Here is a 16,041-nt window from a genome sequence, read left to right as displayed (position 1 = left end):
CATCATCGGACTGCGACGCTGCGTGCCGGTATCCCGGCCCGGGCGTCGCCGGACCTGGGAGAGTGGCATCGTGGGCATGCGCCCCCCGACCGGCTTACCTTCGCTGTCGCGACGCAGCCGCATTCTGCTCGTCACGGCGCTGGTGCTGGCCGCACTGTTACTGGTCGGGCCCCGGCTCACCGACGCCTACACCAACTGGTTGTGGTTCGGGGAGGTGGGATTCCGCAACGTCTACACCACCGTGCTGTTCACCCGGATCCTGTTGTTCCTGGTGGTCGCGGTGGTCGTGGCCGTCATCATCTGGCTGGCGCTGCTGCTGGCGTACCGGTCGCGTCCGGTGTTCGTGCCGGCGAACGGACCCGGCGATCCGATCGCCCGCTACCGGACGACGGTGATGAGCCGGCTGCGTCTGTTCGGTATCGGCATCCCGGTGCTCATCGGCGTGCTGTCGGGTCTGGTTGCGCAGTCGAGCTGGGTGACGGTGCAGCTGTTCCTGCACGGCAGCTCCTTCGGGGTCAAGGATCCGCAGTTCCATCTGGACGTCGGCTTCTACGCCTTCGATCTGCCGTTCTATCGGATGGTGCTGAACTGGCTGTTCGTCTCCGTTGTGATCGCCTTCTTCGCGAACCTGGTGGCGCACTACGTCTTCGGCGGGCTGCGGCTGTCCGGCCGCGAGGGCACGCTGAGCACCTCGGCGCGCGTGCAGCTGGCCATCCTGGCCGGACTCTTCGTGCTGCTCAAGGCGGTCGCGTATTGGCTGGACCGCTACGCGCTGCTGTCGAGCACCCGCAAGGAGCCGACCTTCACCGGTGGCTCCTACACCGATATCAACGCGGTGCTGCCTGCCAAGCTGATCCTGCTGTCCATCGCGGTCATCTGCGCCATCGCATTCTTCGCCGGAGTCGTGCTGCGCGACCTGCGGATTCCGGCCATGGCGGCGGCGCTGCTGGTGCTGTCCTCGGTGCTGGTGGGCGCGGTGTGGCCGCTGCTGGTGGAGCAGTTCTCGGTGCGCCCGAACGCGGCCACCAAGGAACAGGCCTATATCGAGCGCAATATCGAGGCCACCCGCGAGGCCTACGGGCTCACCCAGGACAAGGTCCAGTACGTCGACTACAAGGGCGAGGCGACCAAGGACCCGGTCACCGTGCCCGCCGACCAGCAGACCATCAAGAACATCCGGCTGCTGGACCCGAACCTGCTGACCCAGACGTTCATTCAGCGCAATCTGCAGCTGCAGAACTTCTATGGCTTCCCGGATCCGCTCGACATCGACCGTTACACCATCAACGGTGAGATGGGCGATTACATCGTGGCCGCGCGCGAGCTGCAGCCGCAGAACCTGTCCGGCAACCAGACCGACTGGATCAACAAGCACACCGTGTACACACACGGCAACGGCTTCGTGGCCTCGCCCGCCAACAAGGTGAACGCGGCTCCGCCCAAGGAATCCCAGCAGGCAGGTCAGTCCGCGGGCAGTGATTCCGGTGGCGGGTACGGCTATCCGGTGTTCAATGTCGGCGACAAGAAGACGGTCAGCGACCTGTTCACGCCCAAGGAAGAGCAGGCCATCCCGGTCGATCAGCCGCGCATCTACTACGGCGAGCTGATCTCCAAGTCGGATGCCGACTACGCGATCGTGGGCAGCAACAACCAGCCCAAGCGCGAATACGACACCCCCACCGACCAGTTCACCTACGACGGCGCGGGCGGCGTGCCGCTCGGCAACTGGTTCAACCGGCTGGCCTTCGCGGCCAAGTACGCCGAGCGCAACATCCTGTTCTCGGGCGCCATCGGACCGGATTCGAAGATCATCTTCAATCGCAATCCGCGCGACCGCGTCACCCAGGTGGCGCCGTGGCTGACCGCCGACGGCGATGTGTACCCGGCCGTGGTGAAGGGCCGCATCGTCTGGATCGTGGACGCCTACACCACCCTCGACAACTACCCGTACGCGCAGAAGACCTCGCTGGACGGCGTCGTCGAGGACTCCATCGACCAGACCACGGGGCGTCTACTACCCCGCAAGGAGGTCTCCTACATCCGGAACTCGGTGAAGGCCACTGTCGATGCGTACGACGGCACCGTCAGCCTGTACGAGGTGGACAAGACCGATCCGGTGCTGAAGGCGTGGATGGGCGTGTTCCCGAACGCGGTGAAGCCGGAGAGCGCCATCTCCGACGAGCTGCGCGCGCACTTCCGCTACCCGGAGGACCTGTTCAAGGTGCAGCGCGAGATGCTGGCGAAGTACCACGTGGACGATCCGCGAGAGTTCTTCACCAACAACGCCTTCTGGTCGGTGCCCAATGATCCGACCCAGGAGGGCGCGGCCAGCGGGGCGCATCAACCGCCGTACTACGTCCTGCTCGGTGATTCGAAGACCGGGAAGTCGCAGTTCAACCTGACCAGTGTGATGGTGGGTTACAAGCGGAACTTCCTGTCCGCCTACATCCAGGCGCATTCGGATCCCGACAACTACGGCAAGATCACCGTTTTGAAGCTGCCCGCGGATTCACAGACGCCGGGCCCGGGCCAGACGCAGACGTCCATGACGACGGCCGATCAAGTGTCCCGAGACCGGAACCTGCTGACCGGTGGCAATGTCAACAAGATCAAATACGGCAATCTGCTGACCCTGCCGGTCGGTGACGGCGGCATCCTGTACGTCGAACCCTGGTACCTGGAACGCAATACCGGCGGGCCCAACGCGCCGTCCTTCCCGCAGCTGGTGAAGGTGCTGGCCAGCTACCGCGACAAGGTCGGCTACGGATCGACGGTCAAGGAAGCGCTCGACCAGGTGCTGCCCGGAACCGGCAGCGCCGCAACCGATCAGCCGGGACAGACGGCCACTCCGCCGGCCCAGGGCGCGACGCCGCCGACCGCACCGGCGACGCCCCCGGCCACCGGGTCCGTCGGCAAGGATGCGGCGGTGAAGCAACTCGACGACGCGTTGCGGGCGGTTCAGGACGCACAGAAGTCCGGCGATCTGGGCCAACTGGGCAAGGCGCTGGAGCAGTTGCAGACCGCCGTGAACAACTACGAGAAGACGGGTGGGTAACTGACCCGTTAGCGCGAGGCGCTGTCACCTGTGGGTGACAGCGCCTTTCGCATTCCTGGGGTCGATGTCTCGAGGCGGGTGGTGTGGCTGGTGCGCTTCCGATTTCAGCGACCCGGTCGAGAGGTGAGCGCAGTGGGAGGCGCGGTCGACTTGACCGTGTAGAGGACCGGGGTGGTCTCGAGCGCGTGGATGGCGTCGAAGGATCCCAGGCGGCGAGTCAGATAGCGGTGCAGTGCGGCCGGGTCGGGGCAGAGGGCCTCGGCGATCAGGTTGGTGCGGCCGGTCGTCGCCGCGACGAACGCCAATTCCTGGTGCTGGGAGAGGGATTCGGCGACCGCGTCGAGCTGACCCGGAGCGACGGTCGCCCATAGCAGGGCGCGGGTGGTGACGCCGAAGACGCGATCGTCGATGTCGACATCCAGATAGAGTGTCCCGGCAGCGCGCAGGTCGGCGATGCGCCGCGCCACCGTGGACTGTGACCAGCCGGTGGCGGCAGCCAGGTCCGCCAAGGTCGCGCGGCCGTCGGCACGCAATGCCGAGAACAGTGGCGCGTCGGTGGGGGAGACCGGTTTGCGAACGCCGGCCCGGGAATTCGACTGTCGACTGGTACCGGACGAGTCTGAGCCGTGTATCTCGGCGTGCCCGGCTGGTTCCTCCGTCTCGGTCGTCGGAACCGGGTGGCGGTTGTCGGCGGATGAGTTCGCTGCGCCCGGGACCGACGGCTCATCAGGGCTGAAAATGGTGTCCGACAGTAGTTTCCGACGTTGTTCGGCGTCCAGCGTGGTGAGTCGACCTGGCCAGGCGGTCGGGCCGCCGAGGTAGGTGTGCAGTACGTAGTGCGCGGAGATGCCGGTGATCGCCGAGGTTCGGGGAAGGTCGTCGAGCAGCAGCGCGGGTGCGTCGGGACCGGGGCCGTCGACGATGAGGAAGATTTCGGTGCCCCCGGAGGTGAGCATCACCCAGCTGGTGTCGCCGCGTTTCGCCAAGGCGTGCGCCAGTTTTCGCGCGGCCGCCGGGGTGCAGGTGAGCCGGACCAGCCACTGGGTGGTGCTGGTGCGCCCCGGGTCCGGCAGCCCGACCACCCGCAGCCCGAACTCCGCGCGCAGGCGGCGGTAGCGGCGGGCGACGGTCTGGGTCGAGACACCGAGCACCTCGCCGATGCGGCTGAAGGGCGCGCGTCCATCGATGTGCAGGGCGTGGACAACGCCGCGCTCCACCTCGTCCAGCATGGAAGAAATCATCGCAGATCAGACTGATACGGAAGATATCCGCAATCCGATGGCGCTGGATAGCCGCTATTCCGCGCCGTTCGCAGGATGAAGGAGCGGGACACACCCGCCCCCACCGACGAACGGAGTACCCATGTTTCTCGTGACCGGAGCGACCGGCACCGTCGGCCGCGCGGTGGTCGATCGGCTGCAGGCCGAGGGTCTGCCGGTGCGGGCCGTCACCCGCCGCCCCGAGGCGGCCGGCCTACCCGCCGGTGTGGAGGTCGTGCGCGCCGATCTCGCCGACGCGGACAGCCTGCCCGCCGCGCTGACCGGTGTCCGCGGCGTCTTCCTGTCGACCGCAGGCCCCGAGATCCCCACACACGACGCGAATCTCGCCCGGGCCGCCGCGGCTGCGGGCGTCGAGCACATCGTGAAGCTGTCGTCGGGGCGAGCCGGTGACGCGGCCGCGACCGACCCGATCCCCGCCTGGCATCGCGCCGGCGAGGACACGGTACGCGCGAGCGGGATCGCGTGGACCATGGTGCGCCCCATGGGATTCATGTCCAACGCGCTGCACTGGGCGCCCTCGATCCGCGAATCCGCCACCGTCCGTGCGCCTTTCGGCCAGGGCCGCATCGCGGTGGTGGATCCGCGCGACATCGCCGCCGTCGCCGTCGCGGCGCTCGCCGACCCGGCGCGCCATGCCGGTCAGGTCTACACGGTCACCGGTCCGCAGGCGCTCTCCCCGGGCGAGCAGACCGCGACCCTCGCCGAAATACTCGGCCGCCCACTGCGTTTCGAGGAGATCTCGGCCGACCGGGCGCGGGCGGATCTGCTGCGCTTCGGGGTGGAGCCGGAGCTGGCCACGGCCATCATGGCCCTGCGCGCCACGGCGCTGGAGTCCTTCACCTCGCTGGTGCACCCGACGGTCGCGGAGGTCACGGGCCGGTCACCGCGAACCTTTCAGGAATGGGCTCTCGATAATCGTGCGGAATTTACTGCCGCACGATAAGAATTGTTGCCTCCGAATAGCGAAAGGTGCTGCGTCGCCATTGACGCAGCACCTTTCCATTTCTTCCGGTGTGGGAAGGAGATTCGGGTTATTTGCCCCAGGATTCGATGAGGGCGGCGTTGGACTGGAGGACCTGGTTGTACTGGTCCTGCACGCCGAACTGCTGGGCGAGGCCGCCGGCAACGCTCTTGGCCTGGTCGATGACGGCCTGGCGATCGGTCGGGAGGGCGGGGACGGGAGCCGGGGCTGCGGGCTCCGGGGCCGCCTGGGGCTCGGGCTCGCTGGTGCCCGCGCGCAGGTACTGGCCGCACACCGGCCAGGCGCCGGCGCCCTGGGTGGACAGCACGTTCTCGGCCACGCGGATCTGCTCGGCCTTGCTGGCATTGGAGGCGAGGCCGCCGCCGCCATTGGCGGCCCAGGTGCTCTGCGAGAACTGCAGACCGCCGTAGTAGCCGTTGCCGGTGTTGATACCCCAGTTGCCGCCGCTCTCGCACTGGGCGACGCCGTCCCAGTCGTGGGTCGGGGCGGCGGAGGCGGTTGCGGTGAAGCCGAACGGGACGGCAACAAGTGCGCCGGTGACGGCGGCGAGGCCGAGGACGCGAGTGTTGATCTTCCGGTTCTGTTTCATGGTGTTTTCCCTCCCTGTGCCGACCAGCCCGGCGCAAATGCTCCGCCGTGTCCCTGTCCCCAGGAGTCGGGGTGCCCGACCGCGGGACAGGGTTTCCGGAGTGCAGCGGTTCGGGTCGGAGCCCATCTCAGGTTTGATCCGGGCCGCAACTGACGATAACGAGTAAATCTCGGCAGATCACGTCTTGATAACTCCGGAATTGCATGAAGCGAATGACCCGAAAAACGGTGTTGATGCAGGTTGGCTATGCTGCAAATGCCAATCCCGAGCGGTCTGTTATCTGGCCGTGATGTGATTCAACTCACCAAGAATTTGTGATTCCGGTCACGTTTCATGCTCAAATGAACGACCAAACGTGCGCGCGAGACTCTCAAATGGAAGATTTTCACCCTGATCACTCCGCTTTAGGGGCAACCGTCCGGTCTGATTCGCTCCGCCACCCTCGCTGGCTCGACTGTTTCTCGCCCCGGAACCTGGCTTGACCAGCCGATTTGGTGCATCTCCGAGCCCGTGTGTAATGTTGTGTTCACCGACGCGGGGTGGAGCAGCTCGGTAGCTCGCTGGGCTCATAACCCAGAGGTCGCAGGTTCAAATCCTGTCCCCGCTACTAGGCGAAGGGCCCGGAACCATCAGGTTCCGGGCCCTTCGCATATTCACGGTTCTCCGTTCATGCCGGTGAGCATCAACCCGATGTGTTGCCTCGGGCGGCCAGGCTGGGGTTCTCCACCGGTGTATCAGGGGCGGGCGGGGAGTCGCGCGGAATTCGTGTCAGCCGACCTTGTCGAGGAAGGTCAGGATGGCGGCGTTGATCTCGTCCGGGCGCTCCTGCTGGATCCAGTGGCCGCAACCCGGGATGACGAGGGGATCGAGCAGGTTCGGGATGAGTGTGCGCATGGCCGACAGGTCGCTGAAGCGGACAGTGGTGTCGAGCGCGCCTCCGGCGAAGAGGATCGGCTGGGAGAGGACGGCGAAGTCGCCGAGCGGCCAGTCGGGCTCCAACGTCGCGGCGGCATCCGTGCTACGCGTTGCGGCGTAGCACCTCATTCGTGAACCGCCCGAATTACTCAGCAAGCACACAGACATTTCGGGAGCGGAGCTTGGGTTTCGGCCGTTGAATGGGGTAGTGCTGCAGGACAGCACCCCGTGAGACGGAGTCCCAGGAGGTCCGGTCGTGCACACCGAAGCCATCGAGGTTGGGGATGTCGCCGCTGTCGACGCCGATGCGCAGGCGCGGCTCGGCCTGGTGGCCGGGGCGGGGGTGAGCCGGCTGGGGCGGCGCACGATCAATGCGGACGCGTTCGCCACGTTCACCGATGCGCGGCTCGGGCGCAGCGCTTTCGTGGTGGCCGACGGGGTGGGGGATCATCTGGCGGCGGCCCGGGCGGCGCGGCTGGTGGCGCAGACCGCGGCGCGGGCGGCGGTCGGGGACGGCGCGCAGGCCGGAATCCTGGCGGCACAGCGGGAATTGCTGCGTGAGCTACCCGAGTCGAGCGCCGACAGCGTGCTGGTGGTCGCGGTGCTGCCGAGCAGTGGTCAGCTGGACGGCCCTTGCGATATCGCCTGGGTGGGCGACTGCCGGGCCTACCGGTGGAACGGTCGCGTGCTGCACCGCATGACCACCGATCACACTGTCGCCGAGTACTTCCGGGCGCGCGGGCGCGACCCGCTGCCGGGTATGCGGCATCTGGTCACGACCTCGGTGCGGACCGTGCAGCCGGGCGACATCGGGCGCGCGGCCACCGGATCGAGCGCGGGCCGGCTGCTGCTGTGCACCGATGGGGTGGGTAAGAAGCTCAATATGCCGATCATCAAGTCGATTCTGTCCCACGGGACTTCGGCGGGTCAGGCGGCGGAGGCGCTGGTGGGGACGGCCCTCGGTCGCGGCGGCACCGACAACACCACCGCGCTGGTGGTGGACGCGAGCCGCTGAGCCGGGCGGATATTTCCCCGAATTCGCACATTTTGGACGGGTGACCAGTTATCTTGGGCCCGACTTTGGCAGTGCGCAGTATCGGGGTTCGCCGTGGCAGACAGATCGACATCCATCCGCAGTCACCTCGGCGGTCTGCTGCGGCGCAAGCCGTGGGGATCCACATTCGCGCGCGCCTCGATCGTGCTGCTCCTGGTGGTGCCGACACTGGTCTCGGCGGTCTACATGTGGATCATGTGGGATCCGGAGCTGTACCTGAAGCAGATTCCGGTCGCCGTCGCCAGCGATGATGCCGGCGGCATCTCCGACGGCAAGGCCCAGAACATGGGCACCGAGATTCTCGACAATCTGGTGTCCAGCGGTGAACTCCAGTTCCACCGGGTCAGCAGCGCGGAAGCGGTGCGTGGGCTGCGGGAGAGCCGGTACGCCTTCTCGGTCGTCATTCCCGCCGACTTCACCCGGAACGTGCTGAGCGTGACCGATCCCGCGCCGCAGCATGCTCGGATCATGGTCTGGTACAACGACTTCAACGGCACGCTGGGACCGGCTGTGGCCAATAGTGTTGTCACCGAGGCGCAGAACCAGATCGCGGCCACCATCGGGCGCGGTTACGCCGGTCAGATCCTGGTCGGCGTGAACAGTCTCGGCTCCGGCCTCGGCGACGCCGCCAAGGGGGCGACCCAGTTGGCCCAGGGCACCACGCAGCTCGCCGACGGCTCCGACCAGCTGACCGCCGGACTCGATCAGGCCGCCACCGGCGCGGCGCAACTCGCGACCGGCACGGGCCGGCTCCATACCGGTGCGGTCCAGCTCGCCGACGGTGCGAACCAATTGGTCACCGGCACCGATCAACTCGGCTCCGGAGCACGGCAGATCCGCGATGGTGTGGACCAGGTCGTCACGCCGCTGCTGGACGCCCTCGAACCCGCCGGACGGCTCGCGACCCAGCTCGATCCGCTGCTCGACCAGTTGAGCAGGAACCCGGACCCCGCGGTGGCCGACGCGGTCACCCAGTTGAAGAGCCTCATCGGCCAGGTCCGGCCGGACGACCCCGATTCCCTCGTCGGCCAGCTGACCCAGTTGCGGGACGGCACAAAGGAATTGGCCCGGCAGCTCACCGATCCCAAGGCCGACTACCGCTCCGGCGTGCTGGCCCTCGCCGACGGCAGCACCCAATTGCGGGACGGCACAGCACAACTCGGCAGCGGCGCGAACGACCTGTCCACGGGCCTGGACCAGCTGGTCGCCGGCGGCCGCGACCTCCGGGCGGGCGTCACCCAATTGGGCGACGGCGCAACCCAGCTCGACAACGGCCTGCGCGACGGTGCGGCCGCAGCACCGCACATCGGCGACCCCAACGCCTCGGCCGACGTCATGGCCCAGCCCGTCACCATGGACATCCGCAACCAGGAACCCAGTCAGCTCGTCCGCGACGGCGACCGCAGCCACAAGGAGATCGCCCGCGGCGCAGGTCCCGTGCTCGTCGTGATGGGCTCCTTCCTCGCGGCCATTGTCCTGTGGATGCTGGTGCGCCCCTTGCGCGGAGCCGCCCGCAGCCGTTCACCCTGGCGGCGCGCCGCGGCCCCCGTTCTGCGCGGCACCGCGGTCGGCGCGGCGTGCGTCATCGCCCTGTCCGCCCTCGCCGCCGGTTACGGCAGCTGGCTCGGCTGGTCCCCGCAACAGTGGCCCGCCATGGTCGCCGTCATCGCCCTCGTCGGCCTGGTGGCAGCGGTGACGGCGCAACTGTTCGTCGTGCTCTTCGGCCGCGTCGCCGGTTCCATCGCGGCCTTCTCCTTCTATATGTTCCAAATCTTCGCCTTCGGCGGCGTTTTCCCCGCCGGCACCACCCCACTCCTGTTCCGCCCCTTCAAAGACATCGCCCCCATGACCTTCGCCCGCCGTGCCATCATCCGCACCGACATCGCCCTCTACGACCGGATGTTCTGGATCTCCATCGCGGCCCTGCTCCTCATCCTCGCCGCCGCCCTGGCGATCATGATCGCCGCCCGCTACCTCGCCGCCTCCGTACCCGATCCAGCCCCCGCCGATCGCACCCACGAACCCCTGCGCCCGATTCCCTCCCGACCCTGAAAAATGGCTCTGACCAGTCGATTAGGTTCCCTTCCCCACTTGTGTGTAATGTTGTATTCACCGACGCGGGGTGGAGCAGCTCGGTAGCTCGCTGGGCTCATAACCCAGAGGTCGCAGGTTCAAATCCTGTCCCCGCTACTAGGGAAGCGGCCCGGAACCAGTAGGTTCCGGGCCGTTTTCGCGTTGATTTGGCATCACGTTCTCCAGCGTCCGGTGGTCTAATTCTGGCGCGATGGCTGCCATTTAGTGTTCTCCCACAACACCTCTGGTTGGCGTCGCGCGAGCGTTTCACCGTCGGCGCCTTCGGCGATCACGATCTCGAACTCAGCGTCCGGCGGCTCATGTCGATGGCTTCCGCGAGCCTGGGGCACGGGACCATGGGGTACGTCATTGTCGGCAATACGGTGGGCCAGGCCAGCATCCACACTGCCGCCATCGCCGCGACACTACCCAGCATCGACCACGAGTAGCGGTCGGCACTCGCGCACGGTCGATCCGTGCGATTCGGTCAGTTCGTAGGATGGGTAAAGCTCCTCCGGGAGGAACATCTAGCCGGAGGTGGCATGCTGCGGGGCGCGAAACGCCCGCTCGTCGGGCGGTATCGGGAGCTGGAGGCGCTGGACCGCCTGCTCCGCGAGGTGCGCGACGGGCGCAGCGGGGTACTGGTGCTGCGCGGTGAGGCCGGGGTCGGCAAATCGGCGCTTCTCGATCATCTGGCCGAACAGGTGACGGGCATGCGGACCGTGCGCACGGTCGGCGTCGAAGCGGAGTCCGATTTCGCGTATTCAGCGCTGCAACGACTCTGCGCCCCCCTGCTCTCACACCTCGACCGACTGCCGCAGGTGCAGCAGGAGGCGCTGCGTGTCGCGTTCGGCCTGCGCGCGGGACATCCCCCTGAGATGCTGCTGGTCGGGCTGGCGGTTCTGGGTCTGTTCGCCGAAACAGCGGCCGAGACTCCGCTGTTGTGCCTGATCGACGACGCGCAATGGCTGGACCTGATGTCGCAGAGGATCCTGGCGTTCGTCGGGCGGCGGCTGGACGCCGAGTCGGTGGCCATGGTCTTCGCCGAGCGCGCCACCGATGGGAAGTGTGTGGAAGAGCTTTCCGGTCTGCCGGACCTTCTCGTGCACGGGCTCGCTGACGCGGATGCGCGGGCACTCCTCGACAGCGTATTGCCGGGGCCGGTCGACGCCCGCGTGCGAGACCGGATCGTCGCGGAGACCGGCGGGAATCCGCTCGCTCTCCTGGAACTCCCTCGCAGTCTGTCGTCGACCGAGTTGGTCTTCGGCTTCGGCGGTCCCGGCGGCGCGCCGATGGAGACCCGGCTCGAAGACAGCTTCCGCCGACGCATCGATGCGCTGCCGGACGACACCCGCACCCTGTTGCTGGTCGCGGCAGTCGAGCCGGTCGGGGATGGCACGCTTCTCGGGCGTGCCCTCCGGGTACTCGGCGTCGGGCTCGAAGCCGCCGCACCGGCAGAGGCTGCGAACCTGATCACCCTGGGAACCGCGGTGCGGTTCCGGCATCCATTGGTGCGTTCGGCGCTGTGGCGCGGTGCCGATGCCGCTGCTCTGCGTGCGGCGCACCGGGCGCTCGCCGAGGCCACTGACGCCGAGCGTGACCCCGACCGCCGCGCCTGGCATCTGGCCCACTCCGCGGCGGGGCCCGACGCGCAGATCGCCGCTGCGCTGGAACGCTCGGCTGATCGAGCGCTGGCGCGCGGTGGCCGAGCAGCGGCGGCCTCCTTCCTCGAACGGGCCGCCGCGCTCACTCCCGACTGGGAGGAGCGGGCGCGGCGGGTGCTGGCGGCGGCCGGGATATATCTCGCCGCGGGCGCGCCGACCTGGGTACCCGACTTGCTCGCCGCCGCCGAGCTGGGGCCCCTGGACCGCCGGCAGCAAGCCGAGGCCACCCGGCTGCGAGCCATGGCGTCGTACCTGGCAAAGCCGGGGTTCGGGTCGGTCCAGCCGCTGCTCGCCGCCACGAACCAACTCCGGGATCTGGACCCCGCAGCCGCACGCGCGACCTGTCTGTCGGCGCTCGGCGCGGCCATGTGGGCGGGCCGAATTGAACCCGACGGGCTGCGGCGGACCGCCGAGACGGCCCAGGGCCTGCAGCCCGGGGACGACATGGCGGGAGTCTTCTTGCGCGCGTTCGTCACGCTGTCCGTCGATGGTCCCGGCGCGGCGGTTCCCTTCCTGCAGAAGGCACTTGGTGACTACGTCGCCGACGGCGACCCGGGGATGCTGTGGCTGGCGGTGGCCGCCGCGGTGGAGTTGGGCGACCTCCACACCTGCCTGGGCATCACCGAGCGCGCGGCCACCACCGCGCGGGCCACCGGCACGTTGTCGCTCCTCCCGACCGCATTGACCTACCGCACGATCGCCCTGATCCACACCGGACGATTCGCCGAGACGCGGGATCTGCTCACCGAGATCGCCGCCGCCGAGGAATCCATGCGCCTGAACCCGTCCACGATTGCACCGGCCATGCTCGCCGCCTACCGGGGAAGCGAGCGACAGGCGTTGGGCGCCATCGAGATCCTGGAACATGACGGTGAACAGCGCGGCCTGGGCCGACTGCTGGGCGTCGCGGGCTGCACGCGGGCGGTGCTCCACAATGGTCTCGGAAACTATTCGGGCGCACTGGAATCCGCTCGTGCCGCCCTGGAGTATCGGGACTTCGCTCTGCACCACTGGGCGGTGTGCGAACTCGTCGAGGCGGCGGCTCGCACCGGAGAGCAGACCGTCGCGGCCGAGGCCCGCGAGCGACTGGCGGACTGGGCACGGACCGGCACACCCTGGGCCCTCGGCGCGCACGCCTTCGCCGAAGCGCTCACCGAGACAACCGGATCGGCCCGCTCGGCCGGGCAGACCGAGGACCGCTACCGTGAGGCCATCGACCACTTCGGCCAGGGCGAACTCGGTGTGCTCGAGGCCCGGACCCGGCTGCTGCTGGGAGAATGGCTGCGCCGCCGGAACCGGCGGACACACGCCCGCGGTGAGCTGCGCGCCGCATACGACGGGTTCGTGGCCATGGACATGGGGGCCTTCGCGGAACGAGCCCGGCGAGAGCTGTTCGCCACCGGTGAGACAGTCCGCAAGCGGACCGTCGGAACGCCGCTGCTGACTCCTCAGGAGGCGCAGATCGCCCGGCTCGCGGCCGCCGGACGCCCGAACGCCGAAATCGGCGCCGAGATGTTCCTCAGTCCACGGACAGTTGAATGGCATTTGCGCAAGGTTTTCACCAAGCTGGGGGTCTCCTCCCGTCGCGAGCTCGACGGTGCCCTTTCCGATCAATGACCCCGACGACCGGGATCTCGGAAAGGACTAGGAGAGAACCGTTTGCAGCTCTCGGCGCGAGCTGATGCCGAGCTTGGCGAACACCTTGCGTAGGTGCCACTCGATCGTCCTGCCACTGAGGAAGAGCTCTGCCCCGATCTCCGTGTTCGAACGCCCATCCCGCGCGCGCTCGGCAATCCGGCGTTCCTGCTCGGTCAACTCACCCGCCGACGGGGCGGACCTTTGCGGTACCGAAACGCCGCACGCGATGAGTTCGAGGCGCGCACGTTCAGCGAATGCTCCGGCGCCGATCCGAACCAACATCGAGTGCGCCGTGCTCAATTGTCCACGGGCATCGACCAATAGGTCCTGTCCGCGCAGCCATTCGCCGTAGAGCAAATGCGCCCGGGCCAGCGCGACAGCGCCCCGGCTGCGGCCGAGCCGGTCGATCGCCTCACGGTAGAGCTCGTCGGCCGCGGAACCTTCGCTCAGCAGGGCACGTGAGCGCGCCTCGACACCCAGCCCCCACTCGGTCGCGCTCGGCGCGGTGGTTCGGACGAGTCGATCCATGGCCTGCTCGGCCGACGCCTGATCACCGCAGCGGATCGCCGCCTCGACCAGCTCACTCGCGGCCCAGGCCGCGAACGCGGCCTCCCCGGGGTGCGCGACCGCCAGTGCGGCGGCGTCCCTGGCTTCGGCAAAGCGGCCGAAACCGTTGTGCAGGACGGCCTTCGTGTAATTGATCAGGGTGAATCCAAGTCCCTCACCTCGTTCGGCTGCAGTCACCGCGGCAATCTCGATCAGATCGCGGGCGGATGTCTGTCCGCGCCAAGCGGCCACCGCCGCGATGTCGTAGGCCGGCCGGGCGATTCCGGTCGCCTCGGCGACGATCCTGGACTCCGCGAGCAGGTCGGCCGCCGCCTGAAACTCACCGGCATGCAGATGTGCGGCGATCCGCTGCGTCATCACAACCGGCAACATCGTCAGGGCGCCCGTCTCCCGGGTGTGCTGGACGTTCCGTTCGGTGATGGCTTCCCAGACCGCGTCATCCCAGATCTCGTAGGAGCCGTGTGCGGCGATGATGAGCCAGCGCGTTGCCTTTTCACCCGGTAGGTCGTCGCGGCGAAACGCGTCCAGGGCCCGCCGTACCAGCGGGGTCCCCTTGGCATGGCCTTCGGTGAACAGCACGGCGTACGCCTCGAGTAGAAGGTCTTGTGCGCCAAAGGGTCCGGACGGCCGAGGCGCGGTTGCGGCCGCGGCGGCCACGTGCGCCAGCGTCACGTCGTCGGCGTACCGCCCGGCCAGCAGTGCGTAGCCGAAGGTCTCCAGGTAAATCTCGCGGGCCAGGACCGGGTCGAGCCGTTCGAAGCGCTGTGCCGTTTCCAACAGCAGTGCCGCGGCGCGGGCGGTGTCTCCGGCGGCGAATGCCAAATACCCCCGCAATTGACCGATAAGGGCGGAGCGCAGTTGGTCATGCGGGCCGGACTCCGCCTTGTCGAGCAGGATTCGGGCCTCCTGCGGGGCACCGGCCTGGTACTTGTCCCTGGCCGCGGCGAGTTCACGCTGCGCACGGAGTGCCGGGTCCGCCGTCAATATGGCCGCGTGCTCGCGAAACGCCGCCGCGGCGGCCAATCCGCCGCGGGCCTGTGCACGGTCCGCCGATGCCTCCAACTCCGCGGCCACCGTCTCGTCGGGGCTCTCGGCAGCATGGGCGAGATGCCATGCGCGGCGGTCCGGATCGGCCTCCCGTGACGTCGCCTCGGCGAGGGCCCCGTGGATCCGGCGCCGGGCATCCGCGGTGGCGGCGTGATAAACGGCGGAGCGCACCAATGGATGGCGAAACGTGATCCGGACTCCGATAGTGAGCAACTCTGCTCCTTCGGCGGCGTCCCCCGCCCGGGGGCTCAGCCCGAGGACTGCCGCTGCTCGCCAAATCAGCACCGGATCGCCCGTCGAGTCGGCAGCCGCCAGCAGGAGCAGCTCCCGAGAGTCGGTGGGCAGCTCGGCGATCCGATTCTGAAAGCTCTCTTCGATCCGTCCCGACAGCGCGGAAGCGGCGAACAGCCCGAAACCGCCTGCGAGTCGGTCGGGCGAGGCGAGCGCGAGCTCGAGCAGTGCCAGTGGATTACCCCGGGCTTCGGCGAGGATCGCGGTGCGAGCGCCGCCGTCGAGCGGCCAGCGCAGCGCCGCATTGAACAGTTGCAGAGCGGCATCCGCGCCAAGGCCCCGGACCGTCAGTTCGGTCATGCCGCGCATGCTCGGAATCGGCTCTCGGCTTGCGATCAGCATGAGGGTCGACTCGGCCCGCAGCCGACGTGCCACGAAGGCGACCACTTGTGCCGATGCGTCGTCGAGCCAATGCGCGTCGTCGACTATGCACAGCAGCGGCTGTTCCCGTGCCGACTCGGCGAGCAGGTTGAGCACGCCGAGCCCGACGAGGAACGGGGTAGGTGCCTCGCCGGCTCGCAAGCCGAAAGTGGTTGCCAGCGCCTCGGACTGGGGCGTCGGCAGCTGATCGACTCCGTCCAGGAGCGGCAGACACAGCTGATGCAAGGCGGCGTAGGGCAGTTCCATTTCGGACTCGACGCCGGCGACTCGCAAGATCCGGACGTCCGCGCCGGTTTGCCGGGCGTAGTCGAGCAACGCGGTCTTCCCGACGCCTGCCTCACCCAGCATGACGAGCGCGTCGCTGCGTCCATCCCGCACCGCCTTCAGTAGGGCGTCCAGTCTCGCGCACTCGGTGCTTCGTCCAAACAACATCGTGATCTCTCTGCGGTGGATACGCGCCTCTGCCCCAGCCCCTACCCTTCCAGGGTTTCACCTCGGATTCGAG

At 68.1% G+C, this 16,041-nt stretch carries 10 protein-coding genes and 2 tRNA genes; 8 read left to right on the top strand and 4 right to left on the bottom strand.

Features of this window, described 5'->3' with window-relative positions; all coding sequences use genetic code 11:
- The first annotated feature begins 70 nt into the window (after window positions 1–70).
- The gene (locus ACWEQQ_RS20865; protein ID WP_452349340.1) at window positions 71–3,055 is read left to right on the top strand and encodes a UPF0182 family protein; all 2,985 of its coding nucleotides are present in this window, start codon (window positions 71–73) and stop codon (window positions 3,053–3,055) included.
- 104 nt (window positions 3,056–3,159) lie between these two features.
- Here ACWEQQ_RS20865 and ACWEQQ_RS20860 read toward each other — a convergent pair whose 3' ends face one another.
- Entirely contained in the window at window positions 3,160–4,284 is a 1,125-nt protein-coding gene (locus ACWEQQ_RS20860) for an Lrp/AsnC family transcriptional regulator (protein WP_452349339.1), read from the bottom strand.
- A 133-nt stretch (window positions 4,285–4,417) separates the two neighbouring features.
- On the opposite strand from ACWEQQ_RS20860, the gene ACWEQQ_RS20855 reads away from it, so the two are divergent.
- Window positions 4,418–5,278, top strand: coding sequence for an NAD(P)H-binding protein (locus ACWEQQ_RS20855; protein WP_452349338.1), 861 nt, complete (start codon window positions 4,418–4,420; stop codon window positions 5,276–5,278).
- Window positions 5,279–5,366: 88 nt separating this feature from the next.
- Here the strand turns inward: ACWEQQ_RS20855 and ACWEQQ_RS20850 are convergent, their stop codons facing one another.
- Complete coding sequence (locus ACWEQQ_RS20850; RefSeq protein WP_452339049.1) at window positions 5,367–5,906, bottom strand: transglycosylase family protein; 540 nt, start codon at window positions 5,904–5,906, stop codon at window positions 5,367–5,369.
- 533 nt (window positions 5,907–6,439) lie between these two features.
- Here ACWEQQ_RS20850 and ACWEQQ_RS20845 point away from each other — a divergent pair.
- Window positions 6,440–6,513: transfer RNA gene (locus ACWEQQ_RS20845), tRNA-Met, on the top strand.
- 161 nt (window positions 6,514–6,674) lie between these two features.
- Here the strand turns inward: ACWEQQ_RS20845 and ACWEQQ_RS20840 are convergent.
- Window positions 6,675–6,950 (bottom strand): alpha/beta fold hydrolase, encoded by a 276-nt coding sequence (locus ACWEQQ_RS20840; RefSeq protein ID WP_452349337.1) that lies wholly within the window; start codon window positions 6,948–6,950, stop codon window positions 6,675–6,677.
- 127 nt (window positions 6,951–7,077) lie between these two features.
- On the opposite strand from ACWEQQ_RS20840, the gene ACWEQQ_RS20835 reads away from it, so the two are divergent.
- From ACWEQQ_RS20835 to ACWEQQ_RS20815, 5 genes are all read left to right on the top strand, one after another.
- Window positions 7,078–7,836, top strand: coding sequence for a PP2C family protein-serine/threonine phosphatase (locus ACWEQQ_RS20835; protein WP_452349336.1), 759 nt, complete (start codon window positions 7,078–7,080; stop codon window positions 7,834–7,836).
- Window positions 7,837–7,929: 93 nt separating this feature from the next.
- Window positions 7,930–9,927, top strand: coding sequence for a YhgE/Pip domain-containing protein (locus ACWEQQ_RS20830; protein WP_452349335.1), 1,998 nt, complete (start codon window positions 7,930–7,932; stop codon window positions 9,925–9,927).
- Between the two features lie 64 nt (window positions 9,928–9,991).
- Window positions 9,992–10,065: transfer RNA gene (locus ACWEQQ_RS20825), tRNA-Met, on the top strand.
- A gap of 131 nt (window positions 10,066–10,196) precedes the next feature.
- The gene (locus ACWEQQ_RS20820; RefSeq protein WP_452349334.1) at window positions 10,197–10,397 is read left to right on the top strand and encodes a hypothetical protein; all 201 of its coding nucleotides are present in this window, start codon (window positions 10,197–10,199) and stop codon (window positions 10,395–10,397) included.
- Between the two features lie 93 nt (window positions 10,398–10,490).
- Window positions 10,491–13,229: an AAA family ATPase gene (locus ACWEQQ_RS20815; RefSeq protein ID WP_452349333.1), complete on the top strand. Its 2,739-nt coding sequence runs from the start codon at window positions 10,491–10,493 to the stop codon at window positions 13,227–13,229.
- A gap of 27 nt (window positions 13,230–13,256) precedes the next feature.
- Here ACWEQQ_RS20815 and ACWEQQ_RS20810 read toward each other — a convergent pair whose 3' ends face one another.
- On the bottom strand, window positions 13,257–15,968 hold the full coding sequence (locus ACWEQQ_RS20810; protein WP_452349332.1) for an AAA family ATPase: 2,712 nt from the start codon (window positions 15,966–15,968) through the stop codon (window positions 13,257–13,259).
- Window positions 15,969–16,041 lie beyond the last annotated feature (73 nt).

The sequence above is a fragment of the Nocardia sp. NPDC004123 genome (assembly GCF_053603795.1).
The sequence above is the reverse complement of the archived record's forward strand: the minus strand, read 5'-3'. Positions and strand labels throughout refer to the sequence as shown.